This is a genomic window from Actinoplanes utahensis, assembly GCF_016862455.1.
GTDB lineage: Bacteria > Actinomycetota > Actinomycetes > Mycobacteriales > Micromonosporaceae > Actinoplanes > Actinoplanes utahensis.
Genome location: NZ_BOMZ01000030.1, coordinates 47613 through 67104 on the forward strand (window position 1 = coordinate 47613; position 19492 = coordinate 67104).

Below are 19492 nucleotides of genomic sequence, written 5' to 3' on the forward strand. Positions count from 1 at the left end.
GGCTCTGACCGGCCGCGATCAGCACCCTGACCAGCGGCGTACTGTACTCGCGGGTCGTACCCCCAGGGTTGGGGAACGGGGAAAGGGCGGCCCGATCGGACCGCCCTTCGCACCGCCACGCCCCTTATTTCACTTTCACCGTCCGGGACGCCGAGGTTCCGGCGAGAATGCCGAGCGACGGCGTAGCGGTGATCACCGCCCGGAAGACCGCGGTGCCGCCGGAGGTGAGGCCGCGGACGGTGGTGGCGAACCGGCCCCTCGGGCCGAGCCGACCGTCGTCGACCTCCCGCCACTCGCCGCGGATCCGCCGCTGCACCCGCACCGTCTGGCCGCCCTCGTCCGGATCCCCGGCCACGGTGAGCGTGACCTGGCCGCGCGCGTTCGAGACCGCGGTCAGGGACGGTTCCTGCCTGATCCGCACCACGCGCACCGGCGAGCTCAGACCGGCGGCACGGGTCTGGAACCGCACTCCGATGCCGATGGTGGGCTGGAACGTGTAGGCACCGTCGTCGTCGGCGACAGTCGTGCCGATCACCTTGAACGTGCCACCGGCGACCCCACCGGCGCTGAGCAGCTCCACCTTGGCGCCGGCCGCCGCGACACCGCTGAGCACCACCCGCCCGGAGCCGGCCTGGGTGGCAGGGGCGGTCAGGGTGGGCGCCGTCGCCTTGTCGTCGTCGGTGATGGTGACCGTGCCGGGCCCGCCGGTCACCGGCACCCCCGCGGGAGCGGCGGCGCCGAGGCGGACGGTGAAGCTCTGGGCCTTCTCGTCGCGGGTGTCGTCGATCAGCGGCACCCGGACGGTGGCGGAACCCGCGAGCGGGTCGATCGTGACGGCGCCACCCGACTTGCGATAGTCGCGGCCCGCCTCGGCCGTACCGTCCACGGTCTGCCACGGCACCGTGACGACCCGCTCGGTGGAGGCGGCGCCACCCCGGAAGTCCAGGGTGACCGGCAGCTCCGCCGCGTCGTCGTCCTCGCTGACCGCGGCATCGCCGATCGACACGGTGGGTGGCCGGTCGGCCGGGTCGTCGGTGATCCGGAATCGGATGACGCCGCCGGCGACGGTGAGTTCGGCGATCTCGTCGTCCTCGTCGATGCTGTCGTCGGCGAACCGGATGGTGCCGAGGGTGGTCGTGCTGCCGCTCGGCGTGCCGGCCGGAATGACGAGACCGTCGCCGAGGTCGTAGTCGGCGGGTTCGGCGCCGTCGTCGGCCAAGACACGTACGGCGGGCCCGCGTTCGACGACGAGCCGGCGCCTCTCCCCGCGCTTGACCCGGACGACGGGCCGGGTACGCGCCGTGGTGGCCGTCGCCTCGCCGTCACCGATCACGTAGTCCCGCTGCGGGGTGCCGGTGACCGTGCCTCTCACCTCGAGACTGCCGCCTTCGGCGACGGTGGCCGTGGTCTGCGCGAACGTGACGGTGGGTTCCGGATCGTCGTCGGTGATGGTCACCGCGGCCTGCTGCGAGGAGCCGCCCGCGGAGGACACCGTCACCACGGCGGTCTCGTCACCCTCGTACACCTCGTCCTGCCGGATCGGCACGGTGATCAGCGCGCTCGACCGGCCCTCGGGTATCCGTACCGTGGTCGCGGGTTCGCCGTAATCCCTGGACGGGGTGGCGGTCCCGGACCCGATCGCGACGTCGAGGTCGATGTCGACGGGCGCGGGCTCGCTCAGGCTGACCTCGACGGCGGCGGAGCCGGACGCCTCCCCTGCCGTGACCGCGCCGGTCACCGCGAACGCCGGCACGGCCTTGTCGTCGTCGGTGATGACGATCCGGCCCTCGGCTTGATTGATCCCCACGCCGTCCGGGCTGGGCCCGAACACGCGCACCGTGACGCTTCCCTCAGGTTCGGCGCGCTTGTCGTCGACGATCGGCACCCGGATCACACTGTTCGTCTGGCCGGGCCCGAACTCGACGATGCCCGTCCTCGGCTCCGCCACGTCCTCGCTGCCGCCGAGCACCTCGTAGCCGGCCGAGACCCGTTGTTCGGTGCTCGTCGTATCGCCGCCGAGGAACTCCAGGGTGACGGGCACCTCGGCGAAACCCTGGTTCTCGGCGGCCGTCACCGAACCCACCGAGACGGCGGGTGGCGAGTCCAGCGGATCGTCGCGGATCTCGTAGCGGGCTTCGGCAGGCGGGGCGGCAGGGTGCTCCAGGACGGCCTCGATGCTCTCGCTCGCCTCGTCGACGGTGTCGCCGGCCAGCTTGATCGAGTGCAGGGTGACGGGGCCGGTGCCGCCGCCGGGCACGGTGACCTTCACGTCGCCGCCGGTGAAGTCGGTCGCTTCGGCGGGGTCGGCGCCGCTCGTGTCACCGCTGAGGCGCAGCAGGTAGCCGATCGGGTCCTCGGCGATCCCGGCCGGGGTGGCGATCACGTCGACGGTGCCGCCCTCGGTGCCGGACGCACCGGTGTTCAGGGTGAGCGCCGGCGGGGCGTCGTCGTTCTCGAGCCTCAGCTCGGCTCCCGCCGGGTCACCGATGACGTTCGGGTCGCCGTCGCGCGGGGAGACCATGATCATCGCGGTCTCGGTGTCCTCCCAGACCGCATCGCCGTTGATGGTCACGTCGAACGTCTTGGTCTTCTCGCCCTCCTCGAAAGTCACCGACGAGGGCACGCTGTAGTCGGCGCCGGCAATCCCGCCCTCGGTCTGAACCGCGGTCTGATCCGCACCGGTGACGTCCAGAACGATCGGGCCGGGTGCGGGGTGGCTCAACTCCACGGTGAAGGGCGCCGTCTCGGTGGTGTTCCCTTCGTCCTCCACGTCGGGGTTGATGCCGTCGGGGAACTCCCGGGCGACCGAGGCGATGCTCGGGGCGCCGTCGTCGTCGACGATCCGGAACCGGTGGTCGCCGAGTCCGGTGGCCTCCACCCCGGTCAGGCCGGACAGCCGGATCGTGAAGGACTCACCGGCGCCCTCGTCCGAGGTGTCACCGTGAATCGGCACCATGAACTGCTGATAGGTGCCCGGGGGGAAGACGAGCGTGCCCGACACCGTGTCGAGGTCCACGTCGTCGGTGGTGTCGTGGAGTACCTGATAGTTCAGGCGTACCTCCTCGTCGACGTCGACGTTGAGGAGCACGGCGAAGTACTGCTCGGTGACGCCGCTGTCACCCTCGGCGATCACTCCCTGCGTTCCCACGGCGATGGTCGCGTCGAGGACCGAGCCGGTGGCGGCGGGCGTCTCCGACCGGACCGCACCGCCGGCATCGGTGACTCTCAGGTCGAGGGTCTCGGGCTCGGTCTCCTGTTCGGTGTCCCGGATGGTCGGGACCTCGACGTGCTTCACCGTCTCGCCGGGGCCGAAGACGACGTCCTCGGTCACCGCGGTGTAGTCGCCGTCGGCGGTCGTGGCCGTACCGTCGGCTGTGGCGACACGCACCGTGATGGGCTTGTCGCTGGCACCACTCAGCGTGACCGGGAACCGGAGCGTCTTACCTTCGGCGACCACCTTCGCGGCAGGTGTCCGCACCGAGACCTTCGGCGCGACCGGCGGGGCATCGCGGATCGTGACGGTCGTTTCGGCCGTGGACGTCTCCGGCCCTTCCCCGGAGTAGGTGACCTTGAATGACTCGGGGGTCTCGATCGCGGCGTCGGGCGTGGTGGGGATGGTGATCCGCCCTGAGGCCTCCCCGGCCCGGATCATCAGGTACCCGGAGGTGTCGCCGTAGTCGGCAGTGCTCGCCGAGCCGGCCTTGACGGTGTACTCGGAATAGATGTGCCTCTCGGTCGACGTCGCCGTGTTCCCGGGGATCGCCTTGAAGTCCAGATCAACCGGAATCGACGTCACCTCGCCTTCGGTGACCGAGACCTCGGCAGGGATCATCAGCTTCGGCAGCCGTTCACTCTCGGAGTCGCTGGACCCGACATAGGCGGTTCCGGTGCCCGCGATACCGCCGTCGATGACGACCTTGAGTGTCTCGTCCGCCTCGTCGATGCCGTCCACCACGAAGCCCAGCTGCGGCATGGTGATGTTCGTGTCGCCCGGCTTGATGGTGCCGCTGAGGGCCCTCTCCCCGAACCTGCCGAGGATGATGTCCTGAGGGCCGGCCGCGTCGTTGTCGGCGGCCTCGATCCCCTGCACGGTCGCGGTCCAGGGAATCGGGTCGTCGGCGACGCCGGTCACGGTGAAGACGGGTCCCAGTGGCGCGCCCTCGGACGTATCGGCTCCGCCGTACATGTCGATGGTCGGCGGAGTGTCGTCGTCGGCGATGGCGAAGGTGTGTTCACGGTCGCCCTGGATCGTGTCGCTCAGGCCGGTGAGCGTCATCGTGAACGTCTCGTCCGCGCCCTCGTAGACCTCGTCGCCACGGATCTCCACCGGGACCTGCACCAGCGTCTGGCCGGCCTCGATCGTGACCGGTGTGGTGGGCACCGCGTCGAAGTCCTCGCCGTCGGTGGCGGTGCCGGCGGCGAAGGCGTAACCGAAGGTCAGGTCGGTTTCCAGCGGGGCGCTCAGCGTGATGTCGAAGGTCTGGGCGCCGGTGCCCGTACCACCGTCTCCCTCCTGGATCGTCCCGCCCAGCGGGGTCACCGTGAGGACCGGGTCGCCGGACCGGGCGGCCGCCGGCGACATCGGCACGGCAACGGGCATCGCGAGGGCCATCGCCATCGACACCACCGCGTGCAGACGGCCCGGAGCCCACAGCCGGAACGGGACCTGCTCGCCGTCACGCATGGGCATCACTTCACCTTGACCGTGCGGGCCGCCGAGGCGCCGGCGAGGATGCCGAGCGACGGCGTCGCGGTGATCACCGCCCGGAAGACCGCGGTGCCGCCGGAGGTGAGGCCGCGGACGGTGGTGGCGAACCGGCCCCTCGGGCCGAGCCGGCCGTCGTCGACCTCCCGCCATTCGCCGCGGATCCGCCGCTGCACCCGGACGGTCTGGCCGCCCTCGTCGGGATCGCCGACGACGGTGACGGTCGCCTGGCCCCGCGCGCCGGACACGACGGTCACGACGGGTTCCTGGCGGATCTGCACGGCGCGGACCGGGGAGCTGAGGCCGGCGGCACGGGTCTGGAACCGTACTCCGATGCCGATGTTGGGTTCGAAGGAGTAGGCGCCGTCGTCGTCGGCGACGGTGGAGCCGATCACCTTGAACGTGCCACCGGAGGCGCCGCCGGCACTGAGCAGTTCGACCTTCGCCCCAGCAGCCGCCACGCCCTGGAGGATGGGCCGTCCCGCGCCGACGATGATGGCCGGGGCGGTCAGGGTCGGCGCCTTGGGTTTGTCGTCGTCGGTGATGGTGACGGTGCCCGGCCCACCCGTGACGGTCACGCCCGCCGGTGCGGGGGTGCCGAGCCGGACGGTGAACGCCTGATCCTTCTCGTCGCGGGCGTCGTCGAGCAGCGGCACCCGGATGGTGGCGGATCCGGCGAGCGGGTCGATGGTGACGGTTCCGCCGGCCCCGCGGTAGTCCTCGCCGGCGTCGGCCGTGCCGTCGACGGTCTGCCAGGGCACCGTGACGGTCCGTTCGGTGGAGGTGGCGTCGCCCCGGAAGCCCAGGGTCACCGGCACCTCGGCCGCCGTGTCGTCCTCGCCGGCGGACACGTCGCCGACCGAGACCGTCGGCGGCTGGTCCGCCGGGTCGTCGGTGATCGTGAAGGTGAGGACGCTGCCGCCGAAGGAGATCGTGGCCGTCTCGTCGTCCTCGTCGATGCCGTCGCCCCGGAACCGGATCGTGCCGAGGGAGAGCCGGCTGCCGCTGGGGGTGCCGGCCGGGATGACGAAACCGTCGCCGAGGTCGTAGTCGGCCGGTTCGGCGTCCTCCCCGGCCAGCGTCCGGACGATCGGCTTGCGCTCGACGACGAGCTTGCGCTTCTCCCCCTTCTTGATCTTGACGACGGCCTGGGTACGCACGCCGGGAGCCGCCGCGGCGGCGGTGGTCGACCCGCCGATCTCGACGTCCCGCTGCGCCGTCCCGTGCACCGTGCCGACCACCTCGAAACTGCCGCCCTCGGCGACCGTGGCGGCGGTCTCGGCGAGCGTGATCGACGGTTTCGGGTCGTCGTCGGTGATGGTGAGGGTGCTCCGCTGGGACGATCCGGCGGCGTCGAGTCCCCCGGCGGCGAGGGCGGCGGTGAGCACGGCGGTCTCGTCGCCCTCGTACACCTCGTCCGGCCGGATCGGGACGGTGATCTGCGCGCTGACCGCGCCCGCCGGGATCCGTACGGTGGCAGGCGGGTTCTCGAAGTCGGTCTCGCCCGCGGCGGCCCCGGCCGGGGTGGCGGTGCCGGGTTCCACGGCGACGTCGAGGTCCATGTCGCCGGGCGCCGGTTCGCTGAGCCGGATCTCGAAGGTGGCGGAGCCGCCCGCCTCACCGGCGGTGACGTCGCCGCTGACGGTGAACTCCGGCCGCGGCGCGTTCGCGTCGTCGTCGTCGATGACGACCCCGGCCAGGCCGCCGCTGAGCCCGGCTCCCTCCGGCGCGGCCGAGAGCAGCCGCACGTAGAACGTCTCCGGGTTCTCGGCGCGGCGGTCGTTCACGATCGGCACCCGGATCACGCCGTTGCGCTGCCCGGCCGGGACGATCAGGGTGTTCCCGTCGTACGGCGGCTCGAAGTCGGTGGTGTCGGCGGTCTCCCCGAAGGTGTCGAAGGTGACCGAGACCGGCTGTTCGGTGCTGGTCGCGCCGTTGCCACCGAGGAAGTCGAGGGTGACCGGCACCTCGGCGAGGCCCTGCGCCTCGGAGACGGTCGCCCCGCCGATCGAGACCGCGGGCGGCAGGTCCCGCGGATCGTCGGTGATCCGGTAGCGGGCCTCGACCGGGGATCCGGGCGTGGTGACCCTCTCCAGGACGGCCTTGATCGTCTCGCCGGCCTCGTCGACGGCGTCGTTGCGGAGCGCGATCGAGTGCAGGGTCACCGGGGCGGTGCTGCCGCCGGGCACGGTGACGTCGACGGTGCCGCCGGTGAAGTCGTCGATCTCCGCCGCGTCGGCGCCGTTCGCGGCGTCGCCACCGAGCCGCAGCAGGTAGCCGATCGGGTCCTCGGCGACCCCGGACGGGGTGGCGATCACGTCGACCGTGCCGCCCTCGGCCCCGGACGCGGCATCGTTGAGGGTCAGGGTGGGCACCGGGTCGTCGTCGGTGACGGCCAGGGCGGCCGTTCGCGGGTCGCCGGCGGCGGCGGTCTCCCCCGGTGCGACGGCGACCGTGATCTCCGCGGTCTCGTTCTCCTCGTAGACGTCGTCGTCGAGGATCGGCACGCTGACCGTGCCGGTCTGCTGGCCCTTCAGGATCCGCAGGGTGCCGTTCGGCGTGGTGAAGTCGTCGCCGCCCGGCACTCCGGCGCCGCGGCGGGCGGTGCCGTCGGCAGCGGTGACGGTGAGGTCGACGTCCTCGACGGCCGGCGCGTCGAGCCGGACGGCGAACTCGGCCGCGCCGGGCTGCCCCTCGGCCGCGGTCACGTCCGGGGTCACCGTGAAGGTGTGCGCAGGTCCCGCCTCGTCGATGGTCACGGTGGTCGAGGAACCGGCGCCGGAGGCGGCGTTGAGGGCGTTGCCGACGGTCACGGTGAAGGTCTCGCCCGCGTCCGCGACCAGGTCCGGCGGGATCGGCACGGTGATGGTCCGGGTCGTCTGGCCCGGCGGGAACGTCACCTGCCCCGGGGTGGCGTCGTAGTCGTCACCGGCGGTGGCCGAGCCCGGGGTGAAGGTGTAGTCGGCGGTGATGGTCTTCTCGGTCGCATCGGCCGTGGTGCCGAGGGGTTCCTCGAAGTCGAGGCCGACCGGGATCGTCACGGTCCCGTTCTCGGTGGCCGTCACCGACGCCGGGGTGTGGATGCCGGGCGGGAGATGCGTGCTGAAGTCCTGGATGACGCCGAAACCGGTCGCGGTCTCCGAGCCCTCCAGCGTCACACCGATCTTGACGGTCTCGTCGAACTCGTCGGCGGTGCCCTGGTCCAGGCCGATCGTGCCCAGGTCGAGGGTACGGGTCCCGGGCGCGAGGTCACCGTAGGTGATCAGGTTGGTGGCGTCGAAGTCCTCGGGCTCGGCGGGGTCGCTGGAGCCGTCGGAGCCGCCGGTCGCGGTCGCCCGCCAGACGATGGGCGCCTGTGCGTCGCCGGTGACGGTGGCCGTGACGGCGACGCCGAGCGACCCTTCGGGCTTCGTGAAGCCGTTCACCGTGATCGTCGGCGGGTCGTCGTCGTTGACCAGGGTCAGCGTGCCGGACTGCGCTCCGCCGGCCACGTTCGGGTCGCCCTCCCGCGGGGTGACGACGATCGATGCGGTCTCGTCGCCTTCCAGGACCGTGTCGCCGTCGACCGTCACGTCGAACGTCTTCGAGGTCTCGTTCTCGCTGAACGTCACGGTCGCCGGAGTGGTGTAGTCGCCGGCGCCGACACCACCGGCGGGCTGGACCGCGGTCCCGCCGGCCCCGGTGACGTCCAGCACCGTGGTGCCGAGGGCCGGGTTGCTCAGCTTCACCGTGTACGTGGCCGTGCCCGCGCCGTCGCCCTCGGGCTGCGAGACGCTGCTGACCGAGACGATGCTCGGCGCGCCGTCGTCGTCGATCAGGGTGAAGGGGTGTTCGCCGAGACCGGACGCCTGCAGTCCGGTGAGGTTCGACAGCCTGATCTTGAAGACCTCGCCGGCGCCCTCGTCGTCGGCGTCGCCGTAGACCGGCACGATGATCTGCTGCTTCGTGGCGTTCGGCGCGAAGGTGAGCGTGCCGGACGTCGCGTCGATGTCCACGCCGCCGCTGGTGGTGGTGTCGTCGAGGATCTCGTAGTCGAGTGTCACCTCGGCGTCCACGGCGACGTTGAGGGTCACGTCGAAGAGCTGCTCGCGGCCGCCGGAGTTCCCTTCGACGATCTCACCGACCGGGGTCAGCGTGACGGCCCCGTCGACGATCTTGCCGGTGCCGGTCGCCGTGCCCGCGACCGCGTCACCCGCGTCGGTCAGTTCCAGGGTGACGGTCTCCGGATCGCTCTCCGCCGTGCCGTCGGCCGTGGTGGCCACCTCGACGGTCGCGGTGGTGACGCCGGGCGCGAAGGTCACCTCCTTGCCGGTCACCGCCGTGTAGTCGTCGCCGGCCACCGCCGTGCCGCCGGTCGTGCCGACCCGTACGCTGACCGGCGCGTCGCTCGGTGCTCCGAGGGTCACCGGGAACTTCAGAACACCGCCCTCCGGTACGGCCACCGCGTCGCCGAGATTCACCGTCGGCGCCGCGACGTCGTCGTCGGCGATGACGAAGGGGTGCTCGCGGTCACCGAGGACGGTGTCGCTCAGACTGGTGAGAACGATGGTGAACGTCTCGTCCGGGTCCTCGTGGACGTCGTCACCACGGATCTTCACGGCGATCCGCGCCGACGTCTGCCCCGCCGCGATCGTGACCGGCATGGCGGACACCTCGTCGATGTCCTCATCGGCGGTGGCGGTGCCCGCGACGACCCTGTACTCGAAGTTCAGGTCGGCGCCGAGCGGCTTGTTCAGGGTGAGGTCGAAGTACTCGGTCGAGACGTCCGGTGAGTCGCCCTCGCCGACGGCGCCGTCCGAGGTCACGGTGAGCACCGGATCGAGGATCCGGCCCTCGGAGCGCTCGTTGCCCAGAGACACGCCCCCCGGGTCGAGGATCTTCAGGTGGACCGTCTCGCCCTCGCCCTCCGTCAGCGAGTCCGCCTGCGTCGCCACCTTCACGACAGCGGTCGACTCTCCCGCCGCGAAGTCCACCTGCCGCACGATCGCCTCGTAGTCGGGGCCGGCGTTGGCGGTGGCGTCCGAGGTGGCGACCGTGACCGTGACCGGGTCCGGCGCCGGTTCGGAGAGGGTGACCGGGAACTCGAGCTCGTCGCTCTCGGCGACGGGTGCCGCGTCCCCGACGCTCACGGTGGGGATGGACTCGGCGATCGTCACGGTGGCCGTGTCGTCGCCGATCGTGGCGTTCACCGGGTTCGACAGGGTGACGGTGAAGTTCTCGCTGCCTTCCTCGTCCTGGTCGGCGGCCGTCGGCACCATCGCCCAGAAGACGTCGTCGGTCGGGAGGGTTCCGCTGGTCGCCGTGAAGTCGGTGCCCTGCTCGGCCGTACCCGAAGAGGTCCGGAAGTCGACCTTGACCTCTCTCTCGGAGGTGGTGGCGGTGTTGCCGTCGTGGTTGAAGTGCCACACCGGTGACACCTTGGCCGTCCCGCCCTCCAGCACCCTGGCGTCCATCGCCCTGAGCTCGGGCGGCAGATGGTTCGGGTCGTCGTGGATGACGCCGAACTCGCTGACCTCGTCGACGCCCGCCGCCTTGACCGAGAACTTGACGTGTTCGTCGTATTCGTCGGCGCTGCCGAGCGGCACGTCCAGAGAGCCGAGATCGATCTTGGTGGCGTCGGACGGAAGGCCTCCGGCGAGTTCCAGTCCGGTCTTGTCGATGTCGTCGCCGAAGATCGGATAGCGCTCGTCGGTCAGGTCGGGACCGACCTCGGCGGTCCAGGGCAGGGGCCCCTCGAAGGCGCCGGAGACACTGAACGAGACGGGGACGTCCTCGGCGCCCTCGTTCGCCTCGAACCCGTCGAAGGTGATCACCGGCTGGGGATCGTCGTCGACGACGGTGATCGTCACGGACTCGCTCGCATCGGCGATGTGGGGCTCCTGCCCGCCCGACATGACGAGCTTGATCTCCTCCGTCCGCTCGAAGACCTCGTCGTCCTTGATCATCACGTCGATGGTGCCGGTGTCCGAGCCGGCCGGGATGGTGAGCGAGCCGGCGACCTCGAAGTCGTCCTGGCCGAGCGGGACCTGGCCGTCCTCGAAGAGCACGGCGGCCTTGGCGGTGCCGCCGGCGACGTCGTCCACCGTCACGACGCCGTCGTACGCGAGCCTGCCGGTCAGTTTGACCGTGACGGTCACCGTCTCGTCGTCGTCCTCGGTCACCGGCCCGCCGACGGTCACCGACTCGATCTCCGGGAGGGGCTCGTCCTCCGGGAACGGGAAGGACGTCGTGCCCAGACCCCTGATCCCGATGCCGTCGCCGGTGAAGTGGGCGAGAGTGACGTCGATCTTCCGGTCCGCCCTCTCGTAAAGGTCGTCGCCGGCGATGTCGATGGTGACGCGCTTCGTCGTCACCCCCGCCGGGAACGCCAGCAACGTCTCGTCGGCGCCGCCGCTGGTGGAACTGTGGGCTGCGATCGCGTAGGTGACCGACGTGTCGCGCTGGAAGGCGACGTTGAGGTTGATGTCGAAGGACTCCGTGGTGGGCCCGTCGGTCTCGGTGATCTCGTCGACCGGCTCCACCGAGATCACCGCGTCGATGATCTTCCCGGTCGCGGTGTCCGGGCCCGGCGTCGCGGCGCCGAAGTCGACGATCTTCAGCTCGACCGTCTCGGCCGTGTCCGCGTCGGTGCCCTCGTCCTCGTTGTCGGGACGGGTGGACACCTCGACGTACTGGGTGAGCTCGCCGTCCGGCTCGAACGTCAGTGGCTGGTTGTACAACGCGTTGATGTCGCCGGCCGCGGCCGATCCGGCATCCGTCGTGGACAACAGGAGCGTCAGCGACGCGTCGGGCGCCTCGGCGAGGGTCACCGGGAAGCGGAGCGCCTCCCCCTCGGCGGCCGGCACGGGTGTGCCGATGCTCGCCGTCGGAGACGGCGCCGCGGGTACGGCGTACGCGACCCCCGGCGTGAGACCGACCGCCGCGACCACCGCGAGCGACACGAAGGCGTGGAGCCGGCCTGGCGCCCACAGCCGGAACGGAACTTCCTGATCAACGCGCATGGTGACGACTCCTCCGGCGAAACGCCAGCGGTGGGAGGGGTACCGGCGCGCATCGGCCGTTACTACGGATGGGCGCACCGCACCCGTAATCTAACCGCCTGAAAAGTCGTTATTGAGAGGAATTCGGCTTTACAGGAGGCCGTGCCGCATGGCCGTGGTAACCGCCGCCGTCCGGTCCGCCACGTCCAGCTTGTTGAAGACCCGCAGCAGGTGCGTCTTGACCGTGGCCTCGCTGATGAACAACCGCTTGCCGATCTCCGCGTTCGTCATCCCGCCGGACACCAGGCGGAGCACCTCGGTCTCCCGCGCCGACAGGGCCGGCGGGGCCGGGCTGCGCACCTGCCGCACCAGCGTCGACGCGACGCTCGGCGCGAGCACCGTCTCGCCCCGGGCGGCGGCCCGGACCGCATCGGCCAGTTCGGCGGGCGAGGCGTCCTTGAGCAGGTAACCGGAGGCGCCGGCCTCGATCGCGCGCAGGATGTCCCGGTCCGATTCGTACGTGGTCAGGACCATCACCCGCACGCCCGGGGCGGACGCCAGGATCCGGCCGGTGGCCTCCACCCCGTCGCCACCGGGCATCCGCAGGTCCATCAGCACGATGTCGGGCCGCTCGGCGACGGCCACGGCGACCCCCTCCACACCCGAGGACGCCTCGCCGATCACGGTCAGGTCGGGTTCGGCGTCGAGCATGCCGCGCAGCCCCATCCGTACCACCGGGTGATCGTCGACGAGCAGGATGCGGATCACGCGGGGATCTCCATTTCGATCATGGTGCCGGTCGAGGGGTCGCTGCGCACGGTCAGGACGCCGTCGACCTGCTCGGCACGGGACCGCATGCCGGCCAGACCGTAACCGTCGGCGGCGGCCGGATCGAACCCGCGCCCGTCGTCCCGCACGAGCAGCCGCACCGAGTCCGGCGTGTAGGCGAGCAGCACCGCCGCCTCGTTCGCCCCGGCGTGCCGCCGCACGTTGGTGAGCGCCTCCTGGGCGGCCCGCAGCAGCACCACCTCCACCCGGGTCGGCAGCTCACGGACGTCACCGGTGATCCGGACCGGGGCGGGCACGCCGGTCTCCTGGGTGAATCGGGAGGCGTGCCGGCGTACCGCCTCCGGAAGGGTCGCGGAATCCAGGGCCGCCGGGGAGAGAGCCGCGATCAGGGCCCGGGATTCCGCCAGATTCTCCCGTGCGGTACGCACGGCGAGCGCCAGCCGCTCGTCGCGCAACTCCGGGTCGGACGCCTGGACCAGCGTGATGATGCTGGTGAAGCCCTGGGCGAGAGTGTCGTGGATCTCGCCGGCCAGCCGGGTCCGCTCGGCCAGCATCCCGGCCTCGTGCGAGAGCCGCTCCACCTCGGCGCGGTTGGCCTCCAGCTCGGCGATGAGCTGGGCCCGCTGTTCGCTCTGCGCGGCCATCCTGGTGATCCAGACGCCGATGCAGACGCCGCTGGCCGTGGAGATCGCCGCGATCACCACGTCGATCATGATGCCCTCGACGCCGTAGCGGAGTTCGGCGGCGATCGGGATCAGGTTGACGACGAACACCAGGGCGACCGCCCGGCGCAGCGGCACCAGCATGAAGAACAACGGGATGATCATGAACATCATCCAGGTGGCCAGGGGCACCGCGACGACCGCCACGGCGAACAGCGCCAGGAAGCCCAGGCTCGCCGCCATCGACGGCGAGCCCTGTTCGTCACGCTGGACCAGAGGGCGGGCGACGGCGGCGTACAGCGCGGCGATGGCGGCGATGGCGGCGGCCGCGACCGCCCGCGTACCGGCCGGATAGCCGTCCACCAGGAAGACCACGGTCGCGATCGCCACCGCGACCACCAGGAAGTACAGGTCCCACAGCCGGATCGACGGCGACGGGGTCTCCACCGGTCTCACTTGTCTCGGGCGGTCCACCGGAACGTCACCAGGCACAGCACTGATCCGATCACACACCACGCGCCGAGCACCATGGCGACCGTGCCGAGCGCCCAGCTGCCGCCGATCTCCTGCACCTTCGCCTCGTCGGGCAGGAAGACGTAGCGGAAGCCCTGCGCCATCCAGCGGACCGGGAAGATCGACGCGACCTTCTCCAGCCAGTCCGGGAGCTGGCTCATCGGGTGGATGAACACACCGGACACGAACTGCAGCGCGACCACCGGCACGTTCAGGATGGCGCCGGCGTTGCGGGCGTTCTTGACCAGGCCGCTCACCGCGATGCCGAGCATCGAGCAGCCGATCACCGAGAGCAGGAAGATCCAGGCGAACGTCAGCCAGTGCTGCGCGTCGCCCGGCAGCGGCATGTCGAAGACCAGGACACCCACGCCGATCAGCACCGCGGCCTCGGCGATGCTCAGGGCCAGGACCAGAAGACCTTTCCCGACGAGGTACGCGGCCGCGGGCATCGGCGTACCCCGCAGGCGCTTGAGCGTCCCGTCCTCCCGGTCCATCGCCAGACCGGACCCCATCGTCACGAACGCCGTGTTCAGGATGCCGTAGGCGATCATGCTGGCCGTGAAGACCCGGCTGACCGACACCCCGGCCTCGGTCGACGTGCTGCCGAAGATCGTCCCGAACAGCAGCAGGAGCAGCGCCGGGAAGAAGAACGTGAAGATCACCGCGGTCCGGTCCCGCAGGAACTGCAGCAGCTCCACGTGACCACGGCTCAGGCTGACGGCGATCATCGGGAGGCTCCGATCAGGCTCAGGTAGGTGTCTTCGAGGGTGGGCCGGGTGATCGTCAGGGTGCTCAGGTCGGCGCCGTCGTGCACCAGCCGCCGGATCAGGTCGGTCGGGTCGGTGACCTGCTCGGTGCGGGCCGTCCCGTTCTCGACCCAGCTGACCCGGGCCTCGGCCCCGGACCGCCCGCCCAGCGTGGCCGGGGTGCCTTCGGCGACGATCCGGCCGGCCGCGACCACCGCGAGCCGGTCGGCCAGGGCCTCCGCCTCGTCCAGGTAGTGGGTGGTCAGCACGATCGTGGTGCCGTCGGCGGCCAGGGTGCGGATCAGATCCCAGAACTGCCGGCGCGCCTCCGGGTCGAACCCGGTGGTCGGCTCGTCGAGGAAGAGCAGCTCGGGCCGGCCGATGATGCCGAGGGCCACGTCGACGCGGCGGCGCTGGCCCCCGGAGAGGGTACGGATCTTGCTGTTCCGTTTCTCGCTCAGCCCGACCCGCTCGATCACCTCGCCCGCCTTGTGCGGGTCGGGGTAGAAGCCGGCGACGTGGCCGACCATCTCCGACACGGTGAGGTCGGCGGCGTCTGCCGCGTCCTGGAGCACGATCCCGATCCGGGCCCGCCACGCCGACCCGGCCCGCCCCGGGTCCTCGCCGAGCACCCGCACGTCACCGGCGGTCCGGCGGCGGTGTCCTTCCAGGATCTCCACGGTGGTGGTCTTGCCGGCGCCGTTCGGGCCGAGCAGGGAGAAGATCTCGCCGCGGGCGACGACGAGGTCGATGCCCGCGACCGCGTCCCGCCCGCCGTACGTCTTACGAAGTCCGGTTACCTCGATGGCTTCCATGCCTCTGATCGTGCCGTCCTCCGAGGTGGAGAGGGACGACCGCGCGACTGTCACCGGTTGTCCACCGATCGGTGGACCCGAGCCCGGCGGGTGTCTTCCGGGCGGCGGCCGGACCGCACCCGCCGGTCCGGCGCCGGGTCACTCCCAGCGGAACTTGCGGGCGGCCAGGGCCGGCCAGACGATCGCCCACGCGGCCAGGGCCAGCCAGACCCCGACCGGCACCGGGCCACCGTGCATCAGGGTCTCCCGCAGCGCCTCGGCGTGCGCGGCCAGCGGCAGCAGGAACCAGCCGGCGACGCCCAGGTCGGGCGCGCCGAACATGATCCCGCCGACCGACAGCATCACCACGTAGATCAGGGTGGCCGCGCCGGTGGTGGTCTCCGGCTTGAGGACGCTGGCCAGCAGCAGCGCCAGACCGCTGTAACCGGCGATGGCCAGCACGGTCACCCCCAGCGCGGGCAGCACCGCGCCGGCCTCCGGCCGCCAGCCGACGGCCAGTCCGACCAGCGCCAGCACCAGGATCTGCACCACGATCTGGACGGCGATCGCGGCGGTCTTGGCGAGCAGCAGGCCGGGCCGGGTCAGCGGCGAGGCGCCGAGCCTCTTCAGTACGCCGTAACTGCGCTCGTAGCCCGTGGTGATGGCCTGCCCGGTGAACGCGGTCGACATGACGGTCAGCGCCAGGACGCCGGGAACCACGTACCCGAGACGGTCCCCGGTCGGCAGGTTGGTCACGTCGAAGAGGCCGGCGCCGAGCAGGACCAGCAGCGGCACGCCCATCGCGAGCACCACCGCCTCACCCCGGCGGGCCGTCAGCAGCAGCTCCATCCGGATCTGGCTGGACAGGATCGCGCGCATCGGGGCCCGTCCCGGCGCGGGGGCGAAGGTGCTCACTGGGCGGCTCCCACCGGGGTCGGCGTGGTCAGGGACAGGTAGACGTCCTCGAGGGTGCGGCGTCGGGTGTTCACCGCTGTCACGTCGGCGCCGGCGCTCGCGAACCAGGCCAGCACCTCGGCCAGCCCGGCGGTGTCCAGGGCGCCGGAGATCGCGTACTGCCCGGGGGTGGTCTCGGCGGCCGTCCAGCGGGCGCCCAGGCCGGTCAGGTCCAGGCCCGGGCCGGCGCGCAGCTCGAGCACCTCGATCGCGGCGGCGGAGGTCAGCTCGGCCGGTGTGCCGGTCGCCGCGACCCGCCCGGCCCGCAGGATCACCACGTCGTCGGCGAGCCGCTCGGCCTCGTCCAGCAGATGGGTGGTGAGCAGGACCGACACGCCGTCGGCGCGGAGCTCCTCGATCAGCTGCCAGGTGGTGTGCCGGGCCTCGGTGTCCATGCCGGCGGTCGGCTCGTCCAGGAAGACCAGCTCGGGCCGGCCGACCAGGGCCACCGCGAGGCTGAGCCGCTGCTGCTCGCCACCGGAGAGCCGGCGGAACCGGGTCCGCTCGAACTTCCGCAGGCCGAGCCGGTCCAGCAGCATGTCGGTGTCGAGCGGGTTCGCCGCGAACGAGGCGAACAGCCGCAGGATCTCCCCGGCCGTGGCCCACGGGTAGACGCCGCCGGCCTGCAACATGATGCCGAGCCGCGGCATCAGCGCGTCGTGGTCGCCGACCGGGTCCAGCCCCAGCACCCGGGCCTCGCCGCCGTCCGGCCGGCGGAAACCCTCGCACACCTGCAGCAGGCTGGTCTTGCCGGCGCCGTTGTGCCCGAGCAGGGCGAGCACCCGCCCGCGTGGCAGGCACAGGGACACCCCGCCGACGGCCGTCGTGTCGCCGTAGCGCACCACGACGTCTCTGACCTCGACCGCGGCCGCGTCGCCACCAACCATGAGTCCCGCCATTCGCAGATCCGTCCGCCACCGCCACCATACGGTGGCCGCCGGAAAGCCCGGCCCGGCGGTGCGCGCCGATGGCCTGTCTCACCCCACGGTGCCCCGGCTCCGGCCGGTGCGCCTCATCCCTGAGGCCGTAGCCTCTCCTCCCATGGGCGTGGTGCAGATCTACACCGACGGGGCGTGCGCCCCCAACCCCGGTCCCGGCGGGTGGGGTGCGGTGCTGCGCTGGGGACGGGCGGAGAAGGATCTCTGCGGCGGCGAGGCCGACCCGACCACGAACAACCGGATGGAGCTGATGGCCCCGATCCGGGCCCTCGAGACGCTGAACCGGGCGCCGCTGACGGTGGAGATCTACACCGACAGCGTGTACGTGCGCAACGGCATCACCCAGTACCTGAAGAACTGGAAGAAGAACGGCTGGATGACCGCGGCCCGGCAGCCGGTGAAGAACGTGGACCTGTGGAAACGGCTCGACGAGGCGGTCCGGAGGCACGACGTGACCTGGCACTGGGTGAAGGGGCACGCCGGCCATCCGGAGAACGAGCGGGCCGACCGCCTCGCCACCCGGGGGCTGCGCGAGGCGGTCGAAGCCGCCAGGAGGTCGTAGCCCGTTCAGGAGGTCGTAGCCCGTTCAGGAGCGCGGGCGCGGCACCCGGGCGCGGGCCATCCGGTCCGCCGTCAGCAGCCGCGTCGCCGCCTCGACCAGTTCGTCGGGCACCGCGTGCCGTCCCGCGGACGGGGCGAGCGCCTCCCGGCCGGCCGCCCGGGCCGCCATGCCGAACACGTCGCGGGTCGCCGCGTCGTAGCCCTCCCGGTACGCCGCCTCCCGCTCCGGCCCGCTCTCGCGGCGCTGGTGCAGCCGCCCCGCCGCATATCCGGAACAGGCCATCAGGGCGGCGGCCAGAATGACGAGAAGGATGGTGTCGCCCGGTGCGTTCATGCCTCAATGGTGACGAGCTGGATAGACAATCAGCTATGGACCGTTCGACGTACCCCCGAAGAATTAACTCGAAGGCTCAACTCACTCTCAGTAATCATCCGGTTCACCCGCCCGTGTGACCTCGCCGCTCAGGCGGGTGTGACACTAACGGTTAGTCACATTCGAGCTTTAGTGAATGGGGAAGACCATGCGCAGCACACGACGCGCCCTGACGGCCGTCGTCAGCGCCGCCGCGCTCCTGGTGGCGTCCGCCTGCGGGTCCGGCGACGATGACGAGTCCCGGGCCACGACGGTCGAGGTCTTCACCTGGTGGGCCGAGGGCGGCGAGAAGGCCGGGCTGGACGCCCTGGTCGCCCGGTTCGCCGCCGACTGCGCGGGACAGACGTTCGAGAACGGCGTGGTCGCCGGCGGCGCCGGGATCAACGCCAAGCAGGTGCTCGACGCCCGCCTGCGACAGAACGACCCCCCGGACACGTTCCAGGTGCACGCCGGGGCGGAACTGCTCGACCGGATCGACGCCGGCCAGGTCGCCGATCTCACCGCCGCGTTCGACTCCTGGGGCCTGCGGGAGGCGCTGCCGGACGGACTGGTCGAGGGCCTGACCGTGAACGGCAAGATCTACTCGGTGCCGGCCGGGGTGCATCGGGCCAACGTCGTCTGGACCAACGACCAGGTGCTGTCCGACGCCGGCATCCTGCTGCCGCCGAAGAGCCTCGCCGAGTTCGTCGGCAACCTGAAGAGGCTGCGCGCGGCGGGCGTCGAGTCACCGCTGGCCCTCGGGCGGGACTGGACCCAGCTCATGCTGCTGGAGGCGGTGCTGCTCAGCGAACTCGGCCCGCAGCGGTTCACCGGGCTGTTCACCGGCACGACCCCGTGGACCGGCACGGTCGTCACGAAGGCGATCAAGGACTACGGCACCATCCTGGAATACAGCAACGCCGACCGGGACTCCCTCGACTGGCCGCAGGCGCAGCGGCTGCTCATCGACGGCAAGGCCGGTTATCAGCTGATGGGTGACTGGGCGGCCGCCGAGCTCACCGCGAACAGCTTCGCCGGGTACGACACGTTCGTCTTCCCCGGCAACGGGACGGCCTTCCAGTGGCTGGCCGACTCGTTCACGCTGACCACCGGCGCGGCCAACCCGGACGGCGCGACGTGCTGGCTGCGGACGGTCGCCTCGGCGCCGGGACAGCAGGCGTTCAACGCGCGGAAGGGCTCGATCCCGGCCCGTACCGACGCACCCACCGAGGGCTTCACCGACTACCAGATCGCGACGGCGGCGGACTGGAAGTCGGGTCTGCCGGTGCCGTCCTGCGCGCACGGCTCGGCCTGCTCGCAGCCCTGGCAGAACGCTGCCAACGCCGCGCTCGGCGCCTTCTCCACCTCCGGCGACGCGGGCGTCCTGCAGAGCGCCCTGGCCGCCGCCGCCAAGCAGTTCATCCGCCGGCAGTAGAAAGGCCCGGCTGGTCGTCAGTGCCAGCGGCGCTGAGCCGGCCCTGACAACCAGCCGGATCGA

Annotated in this window: 11 protein-coding genes; 2 read left to right on the plus strand and 9 right to left on the minus strand. The window is 71.5% G+C overall.

Going from position 1 to position 19492, the window contains the following annotated elements:
* Positions 1 to 124: 124 nt before the first annotated feature.
* The 8 genes from Aut01nite_RS09810 to Aut01nite_RS09845 form a co-directional block, all read right to left on the minus strand.
* On the minus strand, positions 125 to 4690 hold the full coding sequence (locus Aut01nite_RS09810; RefSeq protein ID WP_204037490.1) for a Calx-beta domain-containing protein: 4566 nt from the start codon (positions 4688 to 4690) through the stop codon (positions 125 to 127).
* On the minus strand, positions 4690 to 11706 hold the full coding sequence (locus Aut01nite_RS09815) for a Calx-beta domain-containing protein (RefSeq protein ID WP_043523056.1): 7017 nt from the start codon (positions 11704 to 11706) through the stop codon (positions 4690 to 4692). Before Aut01nite_RS09815 ends, Aut01nite_RS09810 begins: the two co-directional genes overlap by 1 nt.
* Before the next feature lie 129 nt (positions 11707 to 11835).
* The gene (locus Aut01nite_RS09820; protein WP_043523057.1) at positions 11836 to 12453 is read right to left on the minus strand and encodes a response regulator; all 618 of its coding nucleotides are present in this window, start codon (positions 12451 to 12453) and stop codon (positions 11836 to 11838) included.
* Complete coding sequence (locus Aut01nite_RS09825) at positions 12450 to 13583, minus strand: sensor histidine kinase (protein WP_043523058.1); 1134 nt, start codon at positions 13581 to 13583, stop codon at positions 12450 to 12452. Before Aut01nite_RS09825 ends, Aut01nite_RS09820 begins: the two co-directional genes overlap by 4 nt.
* 5 nt (positions 13584 to 13588) lie before the next feature.
* Positions 13589 to 14377 carry an ABC transporter permease gene (locus Aut01nite_RS09830; protein WP_043523059.1) on the minus strand — a complete coding sequence of 263 codons (789 nt, stop codon included), beginning with the start codon at positions 14375 to 14377 and terminating at the stop codon, positions 13589 to 13591.
* Complete coding sequence (locus Aut01nite_RS09835; RefSeq protein WP_152628513.1) at positions 14374 to 15210, minus strand: ABC transporter ATP-binding protein; 837 nt, start codon at positions 15208 to 15210, stop codon at positions 14374 to 14376. The genes Aut01nite_RS09830 and Aut01nite_RS09835 overlap by 4 nt, the downstream gene beginning before the upstream one ends.
* A gap of 138 nt (positions 15211 to 15348) precedes the next feature.
* Complete coding sequence (locus Aut01nite_RS09840) at positions 15349 to 16104, minus strand: ABC transporter permease (protein ID WP_043523060.1); 756 nt, start codon at positions 16102 to 16104, stop codon at positions 15349 to 15351.
* Positions 16101 to 17042, minus strand: coding sequence for an ABC transporter ATP-binding protein (locus Aut01nite_RS09845; RefSeq protein WP_236642552.1), 942 nt, complete (start codon positions 17040 to 17042; stop codon positions 16101 to 16103). Before Aut01nite_RS09845 ends, Aut01nite_RS09840 begins: the two co-directional genes overlap by 4 nt.
* Positions 17043 to 17184: 142 nt before the next feature.
* Between Aut01nite_RS09845 and rnhA the strand changes: the two genes are divergently transcribed.
* The gene (rnhA, locus tag Aut01nite_RS09850; RefSeq protein ID WP_043523062.1) at positions 17185 to 17643 is read left to right on the plus strand and encodes a ribonuclease HI; all 459 of its coding nucleotides are present in this window, start codon (positions 17185 to 17187) and stop codon (positions 17641 to 17643) included.
* A 24-nt stretch (positions 17644 to 17667) separates the two neighbouring features.
* Here the strand turns inward: rnhA and Aut01nite_RS09855 are convergent, their stop codons facing one another.
* Positions 17668 to 17976 (minus strand): hypothetical protein, encoded by a 309-nt coding sequence (locus Aut01nite_RS09855; protein ID WP_043523063.1) that lies wholly within the window; start codon positions 17974 to 17976, stop codon positions 17668 to 17670.
* 187 nt (positions 17977 to 18163) lie between these two features.
* Here Aut01nite_RS09855 and Aut01nite_RS09860 point away from each other — a divergent pair, with 187 nt between their 5' ends.
* Positions 18164 to 19429 (plus strand): ABC transporter substrate-binding protein, encoded by a 1266-nt coding sequence (locus tag Aut01nite_RS09860; protein ID WP_043523129.1) that lies wholly within the window; start codon positions 18164 to 18166, stop codon positions 19427 to 19429.
* Positions 19430 to 19492: the final 63 nt, after the last annotated feature.

Bases quoted from the DNA above. Each gene is read 5' to 3' on its own strand.
- Aut01nite_RS09845 (WP_236642552.1), bottom strand. From the start codon at position 17,042: ATGGCGGGACTCATGGTTGGTGGCGACGCGGCCGCGGTCGAGGTCAGA.
- Aut01nite_RS09815 (WP_043523056.1), bottom strand. From the start codon at position 11,706: ATGCGCGTTGATCAGGAAGTTCCGTTCCGGCTGTGGGCGCCAGGCCGG.
- rnhA (WP_043523062.1), top strand. From the start codon at position 17,185: ATGGGCGTGGTGCAGATCTACACCGACGGGGCGTGCGCCCCCAACCCC.
- Aut01nite_RS09830 (WP_043523059.1), bottom strand. From the start codon at position 14,377: ATGATCGCCGTCAGCCTGAGCCGTGGTCACGTGGAGCTGCTGCAGTTC.
- Aut01nite_RS09810 (WP_204037490.1), bottom strand. From the start codon at position 4,690: ATGCCCATGCGTGACGGCGAGCAGGTCCCGTTCCGGCTGTGGGCTCCG.
- Aut01nite_RS09835 (WP_152628513.1), bottom strand. From the start codon at position 15,210: ATGGAAGCCATCGAGGTAACCGGACTTCGTAAGACGTACGGCGGGCGG.
- Aut01nite_RS09855 (WP_043523063.1), bottom strand. From the start codon at position 17,976: ATGAACGCACCGGGCGACACCATCCTTCTCGTCATTCTGGCCGCCGCC.
- Aut01nite_RS09860 (WP_043523129.1), top strand. From the start codon at position 18,164: ATGCGCAGCACACGACGCGCCCTGACGGCCGTCGTCAGCGCCGCCGCG.